Genomic DNA, 12,476 nt, shown 5'->3' with positions numbered 1-12,476 from the left:
GTTGCAGTGAGTTAGTGCTGCTCGCATTGGTTGCAGGCTAACACAGGAATAACACTGCAAAAGGGGAACCCGACCACCATGACCGCTCAGCAAGCCCGCCGCTCCACGTTGCGATATGCAATTACGCAAAAGTTCGTAGATGCCTTGCCCGTCCCGCACCCGTCAGGGAAGGTGACTTTCTATGCCGAGCGCCCGCGCGGCTTTGCCGTTGACGTGAATACGGCCAGCAAGAGCTTCGTCATAAGAACCAGCTTCAATAAGAAGGTGACGGTCTTCACCATCGGTCGTTGTTCGGACATGAAGGTGGATGAAGCGCGCAAGATCGCAGAGGACTGGCTTGCAAAAATCCATCGCGGTGAAGACCCCCGTCCACCCAAGCCCGTGGCGACACCGATCCCACAGCCCCAGCCGACCGAACTGACCTTCCTTGACTGGCATAACCGCTATTTACAGAAGAAGCAGAAGCGAAAGGTCAAGGGGAAGGAGGTCGGGCTCCGCGTCAATACCCTCCGCAAATACGGATATGCGATGGCCTATTTGAAGGACTGGTGGGACAAGCCGCTGTCCGCCATTACCCCAGAGATGGTCGAAGAGCGGTTAGATGAACTGTGGAGTGTAAAGGGCGCCCACACTGCCCATGACACCTTTACCCATTATGTGGGCGTCTGGAACCTGGCCTCTAAGCGCAACCCAACACTGCTGGCGCTTGAGGGGCCGAGCGAGACGCTGGAGGGCTTGTGGCCAACGCTCAAAGCCAACAAGTGCATCATCCCGGACGACAGGCTGGCTGAGTACATGGTGGCAGCGAAGGCTGTCGAGTATCCAGCCTTCGGCGATTATGTCGACCTTCTGCTGGCAACCGGTCTTCGGGTAAGTGAGGCATCTAAGTTGCAGTGGGATGAGGTTGACTTCGACAAGGATCTAATCGTCCTACAGCCAGAGCGCCACAAGTCCGGCGACCGCACCGAGGAACCGTTCGTCGTGCCGCTGAACAGCTATGCGGCAGATGTATTGCGGAAGCGGTGGAGTGAGCGCGAGGCCCTACCAGTGGACGAGAGGTCCGTCTTCGTGTTTCCAGCCCGCTTTGATCCCAGCCTGCCGCTGACCAACACCTACAAATATTTCGGCGACATCAGGAAGGCGACAGGGGGAAAGGATAAGGGGATAAAGTCATCCAACCACTGCTTCCGCCGCATGCTTATGACGGTCGGCACGGACATCGGTGTCCCTGACCTCCACGTCAAGAAGTTGATGAACCACACCGTCCCCGATAGCGATTATCACAATGGCTATTGGAGCCCCAAGCTGGAACCTGTGCGAGCATCGTCTCAGCGGATCGCTGACTGGCAGTTCGGTCTTGCCTACCCCAAGAAGGCACACAAGCGGAAAGCGAAGCAGGTTAGCAATGTCATCGACATGAAGGCAGCGTGATATATCATCCTTATATTTAACTCTACACGGAGAGGAGTTCGCGGCGGTAACAAAAAGCTTGCGGCACGTCGTTTAAAGCTGTAGCTTATAAGCTCAAGAAAGGAAGGACGAACGATATCCGCGATGGTGGACGTTCGTCCTTTTCCTTTGTTCACCTCTCGCGGCCCACCCAAAAAGGGAAGCGATGATGGAAGAACCCGACATCCTCTTCAACACGAAGGTACTCTCCACCAAGACAAATCCTAAGCGCTCGGTCGAGGCCTTGGCCATGGAACGAAGTCGCACGCCATGGAAGCACCCGCCGTTCATAAAAATCGGCAAAAAGGTACTCTATTCCCAGCGTGCCTATCAGGCGTGGCTGGATTCCAAAGCGTGCAACGGCCCCGATAGCCATCCGACGCTCACGGACGCGCAACGGCGCGCCATCGGCAACCTTGAGCGCGCCATTGCGGCCCTGAAAGAACAGTTTCTCGCGGCTCCGTCCGCCGACCCGGCAACTGATACCGGCTCGCAGCAAACCGGCGAGGTCGCTGCCCATCATGCCCAGGCTGCAGAATGATGAGCGTGGCCGAAGACGACGCACTCGTCCGGAGCATCAATCGGATCAGATACCGAGGCCAACGCTTCGAAAGCGGCGTGCTTTGGCGCGGGGGAATTTTGGGCGGCGAGGTTTGGGTCAGCAACAAGGCCAAACGCTTCGCGCTCGATGTCGCCGCGACCACGGCCCAGGAATGGCAGCGCCGGAATTACACGGAGGCCATCGAGTACATCCGGCAGTACCGCGCGGCCTGCGCTGCTGCCGGGATTTCCTTGCAAAGAGCCCTCGATCCCGAAGGAGTAAACCACTATGGGCCAGGTTGAGTACGACGCCGCGAAGGCTTGGATAAAGACCGACGCAAAGAAGCCTCGCAAATCGATTGTCAAGCAGGTCCTTGCCGCTGTGCCTGCGCTGACGGCGGAAGAGGCTCGCCGGGCGCTTCGAATGGCGCGACTAGAAAATCCGATCGCGGTTCGCCGCTTCTCGAAATAACGCCAAAAAAGCCCGGCCACTTGATTGGAACGGGCCGGGCGAATTTGAACCAGAAGCTACTCAAGGTCGGGAGTCCAAGCCATGACTTTGAGCAACGACACCTAACCGCAGGAGGCGGATAAATGCAAAAGCAAATTAGCAACTCAATCAATAGTAGTAAAGCGGAAATAGTACCGCTTCACCCCGACAATAAATTCAGATGGAAGATCGTTAAGCCAAACGACAACTGTGACGATCTTCGAATTGAATTGTCACGCGGCCCGGTTGACCTGCTCCTCGACTTCGACGACCTATGCGAACTCTATGTCGGCGAAGTGGAGTTCGAACGCCTACAGGCAGAGTTATGGCGGCGCCACATGCGGAAAGTGATCACGCGACATCGGAGCCAAGGCAAGCGTCATCCGGACGATGATGACGACAGATATTGGCGCTGAATAAGAAAGCGGTGGCCCCTAGCCAAGAGCCGCCGCCGGCTTTTTTGAGATTGTTGGAGTGCGAGAAGTAATCGCATGCGTAATGTAATGAACCTTTCCAGTAAGCACAATGGCCACCAACGACAAAGGCCGCGCAGAGCGCGCATCCTAATTACAGATTGTTGGAGAATATTGGTATGGCCGAGAGTAATGTTGTTGCCTTCGAGGGCGACATGCTGCGCCTAGCGCGCGAGTACGCCAATCAGGGCTTCAAGGTGATACCAATCCCATTCCGTGAAAAGAAGCCCGTCCAAGACGATTGGAACGAAACTGATTTCAATGCCGATTTGGAGAAACACTTTCCACCGAAGAAGCTGATGAATATTGGAGTCAATCTCGGCAAGTCAGGCTTGATCGACATCGATCTTGATTGCCCCGAGGCACTACTTCTAGGGCCGGCCTGCCTTCCAAAAACCGCGGCCAAGTTCGGGCGGAAAACAGCGCCGAATTCACACCTCCTCTACCGGCATCGGGACAATGGCAAACTACCCAAGCAAGCCGCTATCCGGTTCAAAGACCCACGGATCAAGGATGAGAAGGATGAGCGGGCAACACTGCTTGAGTTTCGACATGGTGGGGGCGGCAAGGGCGCGCAAACGGTGCTGCCTGGCTCTACCCATCGCGACACCGGCGAACTCATCACATGGTCTGAGGAGGACCACGAACCTAAACTGATAGAGGATGCTCCCCAGCTTCTGAAGATCGCCAAGATCGTGGCATCGCTGTCACTGCTCAAGCGCTATTGGCCGCAGGGCAAGGGGAGCGGGCGGCATGACGCAGCGCTTGCCTTCGGTGGTCTGGCGGCAAGGGTGGGGTTCACGCTCCTGCAGGCCGAAAAGGTGTTGCTTGGCCTTGGTGGCGAAGACGAGGAAGCCAAAGACCGGCTCCGCGCCGTCCGCGATGCCTATGGGGAGCATGAAAAGGACGGCGATCCGCCCGGCATGCAGAAGCTGCGGGAGGTGTTCGGTGATGATGTAGCCTATCAGGTAGTGAAGTGGCTTGGCTTAGAGCAGGCGCTGGGGCCGGGAGAGGAAGAGCTTGCGACGCTGTTCGCCGAGCGACATGCCCATCACCTCCGCTTCGTCGAGGCATGGGGATGGATGTACTACAACGGCAAGCGTTGGAAGCGGCAGACGACCAAGCTCGCGCACTATTTCGCGCGGGAGATCGTCAAGGAGGCAGCGGCCACATACCCCAAAGACAAGGCGTTGAAGCGCTGGGTGACTGCCCGGAATGTGCAGGAAGCGGCTAGCGTCGATCCAAGCCTTGCCGTGACTGATGACATTTGGGACCGTGATGACTGGCTATTGAATACGCCCGGCGGTGTCGTGGACCTGAAAACAGGTAAAATCCGGCCCGCTCGACCTGACGACTACATGACCAAAATCACGGCTGTTGCACCTGATTTCAATGCTCAGTGCCCGTTGTTCGATGCGCACCTGAAACGGATCTTCGACGGCAACGAAGCGATGATCGCTTATGAGTGGCGCTGGTGGGGGTATAGCTGCACTGGCGTCACATACGAGCAGGCTTTTCAGTTCTGGTGCGGTGAGGGCGGCAACGGCAAGACGACCACCACGGAAGTGATTGCTTATGTGCTAGGCGACTATCACCAGACGGTAGCGATCGAGACGCTCACAGCATCGAATTCGCAACGGCATTCGGCGGAGATAGCTGTGCTCGCGGGCGCGCGCTTGGTAACCGCAAGCGAGACGGAAGAAGGCCAAGCTTGGGCCGAGTCGCGGATCAAGCGGCTGACAGGCGGTGAGAAGATGACCGCCAACTTCATGCGCCGCAATCCATTCTCGTTCCAGCCGAAGCTAAAGCTCATGGTGCTGGTCAATGATGAGCCACGGGTGAATGCCAATAAGGCAATGCAGCGCCGCACCCAAAAGGTGCCATTCAACGTCGAGATTCCTGAGAGCGAGCGCGATTTGCAGATGGTCGACCATCTCAAGGCAGAGGCGCCTGCCATCCTAGCCAAGATGATCAAAGCTTGCTTGGAATGGCAGGAGAAGGGGCTGAAACCGCCAGAAGTCGTGACGAAGGCCACACGCGAATATTTTGATGACAATGATCTGATGTTGAGGTGGTTCCGAGAGCGCGGCTTTTTAAAGGCGGAAGACAAAGAGGTTTGGATATCGTCTCAGGAGGCCTGCAAGAACTTCAATGATTGGTTGGCGCTGGGTCGAACCGGGAAGAACTATTCGGAAACGAGGTTCGGACGCGAATGGCCGAGCAGGGCGGAGAGGTTTGGGCTGCAATGGGCGAGGTTGGAGCGGGGTAAATGCTGGAACTTTAATCTGGCCTATAAGGTCAAGTCGGGAGCTATGCCTCAAGTAGATCAGGAACAGATGGTTCAAGATGCGGGCCAGGTGGATGCTGACGACGATGTTCCATTTTAAGCGTTCACGATTCGTGGAACCCCAGAGTTCTGGGCGCTGTTGGGTTTTTACGGGTTCCCTACTGTTTGTCATACGCGCGGGCGCGCGTGCGTGTGTACGGCTCTATTACATCAACCCGTAAAAACCCAACAGCGTGGTTGACAGAGGGCAAACTCAAGACGTCAGGACCATGATAGGCGCTAGAGGAACCTCATAACAGGAGGGTGAGTGTCCAAATTTTTGAAGTACATGTTTTAGGTTCGTTTGCTGACTAAGCTAAGTGTGTTACGAATGCTGTCGAAATAGTAAACGATAACTGGTTAACTCGCCGCGAACCCTGACAAAATTAACGTATGCATAATTGTTGCGGTTGAGTTTGTTGCACAATCTCATGTGGCGCCAGACAGTGTTAGTCTAGTGTTAGCCTGAGTAGGAGAAACAGCGCATGGCCGCTAACCGAAGAGCAGGGGAAGGCGTTCGGCCCACCGAGGTCCTAGACACTGACGACAAGCCTAACAAGGCCCGTACTCAAGCCACGCATGTCGGCGGCAAGAACAAGAAGCTCGGTCTCATGACGCTCTGGGACCTAGCCGACAAGACCCGCGCAGCCACGGAAGCTTACGAGTGGTACAACGCTATGGTTGCCGAGATCGGCGGCGATGCCAACGTCAGCCTTGCAGTCAAGACTCTCTTGGAGCGAGCAGCGTTCTGCCGCGCCTTGGCAGCGCATATGGAGTACATCCAACTCAATCCGGATACGGAACACGGCATCCACCTTGGCGGCTATGCCAACCTTGTCGGCCTGCTCCATGCCATGCTGCGCAGCGTCGGCCTACAGAAGAAGGTTCTCGACCTCACGCCTGATCTGTCGAAGTACATCGCCCAACGATCGATGGACCTGGACGGTGAAGTGGAAACGGACCGGGGTGGGGAAGAGAGCGGTACCTATCACCCTCCCGAGCAGCACGATCCAGTTTCCACGATCAACCGCCCCACGGAACTCCTTCCCGAGAACAATCCCTTCGCCACCATGCCCCTAACGGAGATCGTGACGCCACCTCCTGTGCCAGACCAGCCATGGGAAATCGCTCGGCGAGAGCAAGCAAAAAACCCGCGCGGCTCCCGTAAGCCCAAACCATAGCGAGAAATCGGCGAGTGACAGCCGAGACGCTAGTGCCATCTGCTCAGAGCTATCGCACTACCGGACGATCTTCGCGCGCGCTGACGCCGCTCTGTCAGCCGGTAGCTGCCGGAATCTCGGGGGCGGGTTCTGCGACCTTTCTAGCAGCTTTGCGCGCCGGAACCTTTCGCTTCATTTCGGCCATTTTGACGTTCAGGCGTTGCTTGCGTGCCGGGGCGACGAAAGCGTCGAACACGAACTGTTCGAGTACGTCGGCCATCGTATTCAGGTCGTCTGCTTTGGGCCGCCACCCCCGGTGCGCTGATGCGCTGCCCGCGTCTACCAGATCATCCAACCGCCCGGCATCAACTTTGCCAATGTGGCCGGCGGAAACCAGCTCTTTCAATTTCGCTTTGAAGCCTAGTTCGGGATCGATACCGAGAAGCTCAGAAGCAACATCAAATGCGGTTCGTATGCCGATGGCAGCGAGCATGTGGAGATCATTGTTGAGTGCACCGTATAGCTCGATCAGAGCCTCATCCAACGCGAGCACGCCTTCGGCATCAATGCCGGCATCGGACATCCATTCAGGCTTCTTCCGTTTGGAGAGCGCCGGCCAGTAGCTGAGCGACTCTATATGTTCAGTCTCGTACCCCTCAGGACCTTCAATGTGATAGTAATCTTCAGAATTCGTGCTCACTGTCTGGACAAACACATGTTCGCAACCGCGACACTGCAAAAGATACCATTCTTTGTACCAGTCGTAATTGTCATCGCCGCCATGCTCAGTGTGGTGTCCTCGAACATCACAGTTCCGAATGCCTCCACAGCGCCCGCACTCGGCCTTCCTGATCTCATTTTCGTTTGCTTGCGGAGCGGTCATTGAAATGGGCTGCCTATGCTATGATGAGTGGTGGTACAGAAGCACGTATCAGTACGCTGGGTCTTTCCCAGACTCCGGTATATCGTAGCTTGACCCATCATAGAGCAGTTTGATGTCGACCACGTCGCCCTCAATCCTGCTGAGCCGTTCGAAAATGGTGCCAATCGACTGGTCGCCGGTAAACGTATATGAGCGATCCTCGAAATAGCTGAGCCATAGTGGACTTCCGTCGTGGTGACTTTCGCCGTTCGATACTCGGCAATGCACCTTGGCGACGACGACGTATCTGTCCATTCATTCCTCCTTATGGATTAGTATAGGTATCACGGCAGGTGAGTCGGTGGTAGCGGTTGCGCGCAGCTACAGCGGGGGATCGATGGACAGACGTTCGATCATTGCGGCGGTCGGGACCGTCCTATTTGCAGGATACATGTCCTTGAGCTTTAGGCTTGGAGAAACCCTCCCAGACAGGACAGCCGTGTTGGTCGACACAATGAAGAATACATACGTCACCATCCCCTGCGTGATGTTGGAAACAACGGACTTTACCTACGTCACCAACGTAAACGACGTGGTGGAGAACAAAGCCATGCCGATCGTCCTACCCGCTGTTCGTACCAGCACGATAGGCGAGGCGCGCTCGCGCAACTTCAATCCCGACAAGCATTGCGCGAACGCACAAGGTTTCGTCACGATGCGCCCGTGGCTGTTCACCCTCTTGGGGTTGGGCCGTACCCGAGTGGACGAGCAGGGAAGGCAGTTGTGGTAAGTACAGATATTTACCCCTGTGAATAGTGAATAATTTGCAAACGGTCGCGGCGTTTTACGTCGCCGTTGACTAACGCTATACTCCGACAAGCGGAGTATTTATCATTGAATATCCTAGAGGCAGTCAGCGATACCAAACTATTCGCGCAATGGTTTCGCGACAGGACGACTTGGCATCGTTGGCTTGTCTTCCTAGCTGCTTTCTTCGGCCTGCCGCTTACCGCCGAAGAACTTGTCATCTACCAGCGGCATACAGAACGCAAGGTAGCGCCAACCAAGCCATGCCGCGAGGGGTGGCTCATTTGTGGACGGCGCGCTGGCAAGAGTTTCGTCCTTGCGCTCATCGCAACATACTTGGCCTGCTTCCGCGAGTATCGCCAGCACCTGCAACCGGGGGAGCGCGGTACCATCCTCATCATTGCGAGCGACAAAAATCAGGCCCGCACCATCCTCAACTACATCAAGGGCTTCTTCGAATTCATCCCCATGTTGCGGCAGTATGTGGAAGGCGAGACTGCGGCATCCGTCGATCTGTCCAATGCCGTCACCATCGAAGTCGGTACGGCATCCTATAAGTCCACGCGCGGCTACACCTTGGTTGCGGCACTGCTCGATGAAGCCGCTTTCTATCCAAAGGACGACAGCGCCACCCCAGACACTGAAATCCTTCGTGCTATCCGACCCGGCCTAGCCACCATCCCCGGCAGTGTCCTTCTTGTGGCATCCAGTCCCTATGCGAAGAAGGGAATTTTGTACGAGGCCTACCGCCAGCACTTCGGCAAGGAAGGCGACCCGATACTTGTGTGGAAGGCGACCACCCGCGAGATGAACGCCACCATCGATCAGTCCTTGATCGATGAGGCGATGGCCGAAGATCCCATAGCCGCACAAGCCGAATATTTCGCTGAGTTCAGGAGCGATGTCGAAGGCTTTGTGTCGAAGGAGGCGCTTGACGCCGTCACCATCTCAGTGCGCGAGCGGCCCTATCAGCCTGGTACGCGGTACTTTGCCTTCACTGACCCATCGGGCGGCAAAGAAGACAGCTTCACCCTCGCCATCGCGCACAAGGAAGGTGAGACGGTCTGCCTCGACGTGATCCGCGAGTTCATTCCGCCGTTCAATCCGGAGTTCGTCTGCGAGCAGTACGCCAACACCATGAAGACGTATGGCGTGACCAAGTGCCAAGGCGACCATTATGCAGGCGTCTGGCCGGTCGAACAGTTCAGGAAGTTCGGCATCACCTATCATCAGGCAGCTCGGCCCAAATCCGAGCTCTACCAACGCCTGCTTCCGCTGATCAACAGTGGTCAGGTCGAACTGCTGACACACGACCGTCTGCTGCGGCAGCTTCAGAATCTTGAGCGCCGGACCACGCGAAGCGGCAAGGACAGTATCGACCATCCAGCGAACTCACACGACGACGTTGCCAATGCGGTAGCGGGCGTCATCGCCCTTGCATCCGATGCGATGAAGAAGCGCGCCACGACCCTGATCGTGCAGGGGCTGGGCGGTGGCAAGGTCATCTCACTGGACCGCGAAGTCCGTCCGCGAAGCTGGCAACGGCGGATCATGACAGCAGAGGAAGCGCGCAAACGGCGCGAAGCCATGAACTAGCAGGAAGCAGAGGAAAACGACCCATGCCTAAGCCTATCAACGAAAACGATGTCGCCGCCCGCATCACGCCGCAGTCGATCCACTGGCGTGACACTGCCGCGCTCATGCACTGGCAAGACCTCAAGGGAACCGTCGATGCGGCACGATCCCTCGTCCTGGCGGTCGATGAACAATGCCGTGCCGTCGAAAGCGACAGCGACCTCAGCCCCGAGGGAAGGGCACGGCGTCGTGTGGAAATCGCGCAGAAGGCTATGGCCGATTTCGCCGCCTTCAAGCCGCTGGCCAAGGCAGAAAGTTCGGTTGCCAAGGCGCTGTCCATCTTCGAGTCCAAAATGACGAGCTTACCGAAGAAACCCGACCATGTGGCCGATGTCATGCTCGCTCAGGAAATCAGGGCTCACGTCGCCAAGCAATCAAGCCCAGCTAACTACGTCCTAAGCCATCTGTCGGACCCGGCGATTGTGGGCGCGGTTTTGAATGCTCCGGGCTACCTGACCGGCCTAGCCAACACCGATCTCGTGGTGATCCGTGAGCGCGCAGCATCGTCGCTTCATCCGGAAGAAACCAAACGGATCAAGGAGGCATCAGAAGCCCTCGAAGCAACGAGGCAGGGCATCGAAGCCGCCAAGCGGATGATCTTGGAGCGCTGCGACGCCCGCCATGACCGAGACAACGTCATCCGCAGCAAACAAGCGCCGATAAGCCCCCTGACCAGGCCCGCTGTCGCGGCTGAATAGGAGGCGCCTTGGAGCCGGTCCAGTGACCATCCCCATCGGAACACCTGTCCGCGCAACCACGACCAAGTTCGAGGGCATCGTGAAGGACATTCGCGGTGGGCCGGGCGGAGATCATTGGCACAAAGTCCAAACCTTGAGCGTACTGCCAAGGGCGCGATGGTTCGTCGAATCGGAATTGGAGGAGATCGCCGATCCGGTTGATGCTCCATACCCCAATGGCTCCGATGTCTATTACGGCGGCCAGCTTTGCACGGTGCTTGGCTACAATGAGGACTTCAAGACCTACGACCTCCTAGCCCAAGCTGCGCTGCCGTCCGGCGACGTCTTCTTCCGCCATTGGTACCGGAATGTTCCCGCCTTCGAGGTCTGGCTCTGGAATGAGAACAAAGAGGATGCTCAGCCGCTGGGAGCGAGGCGATGGGCACCGTTTTGAACATGCAGAATCGCTGCAAGAGAGCCGCAGAGAGCAGCAGGAAGGGCGATCCCGTTGCTGAGCTACCTCTGCACATAATCCGCGGGCTTTCCCAGCGAGAAACGGCCGCTGCAGGTTTTCCTCACTTAGCGCGGCTGTACGGAGCGAAGGGGCGGTCCCGCTTCCGGCCCCGGCGCTCCAAGGCGCTTCGGTTTGCTAGACACTGACAAGCCGGAGCGCCCCGATCCTCCGTAGCGCAAACTGGACGCTAAGCCTCCTCCATCTCCATGGACTTAGATGGCGCTATCTCCGGCTCTGGGGAGTCCGCAGAAATGATAGGCGGGGCCGCAGGCCTCAAAGGGAGAAATGGTTGTCTAGGGTCGAGTTTAGGCCAAAACCCGTGAACAACATCGTCAAGAGACCTCTTGTCGCGGACAACAAGCTCAATCTTCACTTTTGCGCCCGGAATGTGACTACCCAACAGTGAATTCAGTGCTTGTTCAAAAGCCTCTGGATTTCCACAGAGCATTGTGAGGAGTTCATCGAGCTGTACGTTGGAGGGCATCCCGCAGAAATTGCGAGATGCGATTGGCATGCCCAGCGGTGCTGAGGGTCGAGTAAGTAGGCTCCGGCTTGGCTTCCTTGCGGCGGAACGTTGGACTGTGGCGCCGCTCCTCCTTAATGCCACCGAGAATGATGTCTATGACGGCATGATCGTCGAGCGCTTCACCGGCTGCGATACGCTTGAAAACCTCGGCTCGGGCGCGATCTGGGCATTTGCGACGGTTGGCTAGGGCATACAAAGTCGTTGGCCGCAAATGCGCAACCATTGCGCTTTTGTCGCCGAGCACTTTGGCGACAGCCATGTAATTCTGTGCTGTCCGATGGCTGAGATCGAATTCCTTGCTTATCCAAGCGCCAAAGCGGTTGTGGCCGAGCACAGCTTTGATATGCAGCAGTTCCAGCCCAATGGCCGATGATACCTCAGTCTCTTGCTTCAAGAGGCGGTGAATCTTGGCAGTGGCCTCAGCGACGACCTTGGTCTCGGTCTCGGGATCGAGCTTTGTTCGCTTGGTGTTCAGGAATTCTAATTTTTGTTGACGCGGTACCATTGGCAAGGCTCCCATAGGCAAACGATCACGCTCCGCAGCTTGTGCGGTACACGGTCGGATTTCCTCATCCTTGCCTTGAAGAAGCCGACGCAGATGTCGCTGGCGTTAGAGGTGGCCACCGCGAGCATGTCGCTTCGACGCTGAAGGTAGGGACTGGCCCGCGCCGAGTCCAGGGGGCTACTTGACAGTTGGTTAAAAACTGTGCCCGGCGCAACGCTGGCGACATCCGTTTGCAGCGGCAAGCGAGCGGCGCTCAAGTGGGTTTTCCAATGCCTTGCGCTGTGGGGTGCCCCGTCACTCGAAGGGTCCCACGGGGTCGGCCTCTACGCTCCCGGTGAACGTCCGCATGCGGGCATTCACGTCTTCCAGGTAACCTGCGCTCGTTCCCAGCACCATCTGACAGAGCCAAAACTGATAATCGGATGGATCGCTGAACGATATCGCTTGTTCGTCAGCCCGCATGAAACTGACCGGGTAGGAATGCACCCAGTTGGACAGATAAGATTGATGGA

General features: G+C 56.9%; 15 protein-coding genes. 11 read left to right on the top strand and 4 right to left on the bottom strand.

Annotated features, from left to right (window positions below; all coding sequences use genetic code 11):
* The first annotated feature begins 78 nt into the window (after positions 1-78).
* The 7 genes from EOD07_RS07110 to EOD07_RS07080 all read left to right on the top strand — a co-directional run bounded on the left by EOD07_RS07110 (position 79) and on the right by EOD07_RS07080 (position 6,459).
* Complete coding sequence (locus tag EOD07_RS07110; protein ID WP_127234581.1) at positions 79-1,431, top strand: integrase family protein; 1,353 nt, start codon at positions 79-81, stop codon at positions 1,429-1,431.
* Positions 1,432-1,618: 187 nt separating this feature from the next.
* Positions 1,619-1,990, top strand: a complete 372-nt coding sequence (locus EOD07_RS07105) for a hypothetical protein (RefSeq protein ID WP_127234579.1) — start codon at positions 1,619-1,621, stop codon at positions 1,988-1,990.
* Between the two features lie 5 nt (positions 1,991-1,995).
* Positions 1,996-2,292 carry a hypothetical protein gene (locus tag EOD07_RS07100; protein ID WP_164772100.1) on the top strand — a complete coding sequence of 99 codons (297 nt, stop codon included), beginning with the start codon at positions 1,996-1,998 and terminating at the stop codon, positions 2,290-2,292.
* Positions 2,279-2,461, top strand: coding sequence for a hypothetical protein (locus tag EOD07_RS07095; protein WP_127234575.1), 183 nt, complete (start codon positions 2,279-2,281; stop codon positions 2,459-2,461). Before EOD07_RS07100 ends, EOD07_RS07095 begins: the two co-directional genes overlap by 14 nt.
* A gap of 122 nt (positions 2,462-2,583) precedes the next feature.
* Complete coding sequence (locus tag EOD07_RS07090) at positions 2,584-2,895, top strand: hypothetical protein (RefSeq protein WP_127234573.1); 312 nt, start codon at positions 2,584-2,586, stop codon at positions 2,893-2,895.
* Between the two features lie 176 nt (positions 2,896-3,071).
* On the top strand, positions 3,072-5,339 hold the full coding sequence (locus EOD07_RS07085) for a phage/plasmid primase, P4 family (protein ID WP_127234571.1): 2,268 nt from the start codon (positions 3,072-3,074) through the stop codon (positions 5,337-5,339).
* A 424-nt stretch (positions 5,340-5,763) separates the two neighbouring features.
* A complete protein-coding gene (locus EOD07_RS07080) occupies positions 5,764-6,459 on the top strand; it encodes a hypothetical protein (RefSeq protein ID WP_127234569.1) in 696 nt (231 codons plus the stop codon).
* Between the two features lie 94 nt (positions 6,460-6,553).
* On the opposite strand, the gene EOD07_RS07075 is transcribed toward EOD07_RS07080, so the two are convergent.
* Both EOD07_RS07075 and EOD07_RS07070 read right to left on the bottom strand, forming a co-directional pair.
* A complete protein-coding gene (locus EOD07_RS07075; RefSeq protein ID WP_127234567.1) occupies positions 6,554-7,321 on the bottom strand; it encodes a DUF4145 domain-containing protein in 768 nt (255 codons plus the stop codon).
* 48 nt (positions 7,322-7,369) lie between these two features.
* Positions 7,370-7,615 carry a hypothetical protein gene (locus EOD07_RS07070; protein WP_127234565.1) on the bottom strand — a complete coding sequence of 82 codons (246 nt, stop codon included), beginning with the start codon at positions 7,613-7,615 and terminating at the stop codon, positions 7,370-7,372.
* 187 nt (positions 7,616-7,802) lie between these two features.
* Between EOD07_RS07070 and EOD07_RS07065 the strand changes: the two genes are divergently transcribed.
* The 4 genes from EOD07_RS07065 to EOD07_RS07050 all read left to right on the top strand — a co-directional run bounded on the left by EOD07_RS07065 (position 7,803) and on the right by EOD07_RS07050 (position 10,873).
* On the top strand, positions 7,803-8,090 hold the full coding sequence (locus tag EOD07_RS07065) for a hypothetical protein (RefSeq protein ID WP_127234563.1): 288 nt from the start codon (positions 7,803-7,805) through the stop codon (positions 8,088-8,090).
* A 104-nt stretch (positions 8,091-8,194) separates the two neighbouring features.
* Positions 8,195-9,703 carry a terminase family protein gene (locus tag EOD07_RS07060; protein WP_206519431.1) on the top strand — a complete coding sequence of 503 codons (1,509 nt, stop codon included), beginning with the start codon at positions 8,195-8,197 and terminating at the stop codon, positions 9,701-9,703.
* A gap of 23 nt (positions 9,704-9,726) precedes the next feature.
* Entirely contained in the window at positions 9,727-10,440 is a 714-nt protein-coding gene (locus tag EOD07_RS07055) for a hypothetical protein (protein WP_127234561.1), read from the top strand.
* Between the two features lie 22 nt (positions 10,441-10,462).
* The gene (locus EOD07_RS07050; protein WP_127234560.1) at positions 10,463-10,873 is read left to right on the top strand and encodes a hypothetical protein; all 411 of its coding nucleotides are present in this window, start codon (positions 10,463-10,465) and stop codon (positions 10,871-10,873) included.
* A gap of 518 nt (positions 10,874-11,391) precedes the next feature.
* Here the strand turns inward: EOD07_RS07050 and EOD07_RS07045 are convergent.
* Positions 11,392-11,964 (bottom strand): DUF3102 domain-containing protein, encoded by a 573-nt coding sequence (locus EOD07_RS07045; protein WP_164772099.1) that lies wholly within the window; start codon positions 11,962-11,964, stop codon positions 11,392-11,394.
* Positions 11,965-12,258: 294 nt separating this feature from the next.
* Positions 12,259-12,476, bottom strand: a 218-nt coding sequence (locus EOD07_RS38095) for a hypothetical protein (RefSeq protein ID WP_206519430.1), incomplete at its 5' end; no start/stop codon positions are given.

This window comes from Mesorhizobium sp. M2C.T.Ca.TU.002.02.1.1, assembly GCF_003997225.1.
Note: the sequence above shows the minus strand (reverse complement) of the source record. Positions and strands in the feature narration are given on the sequence as shown.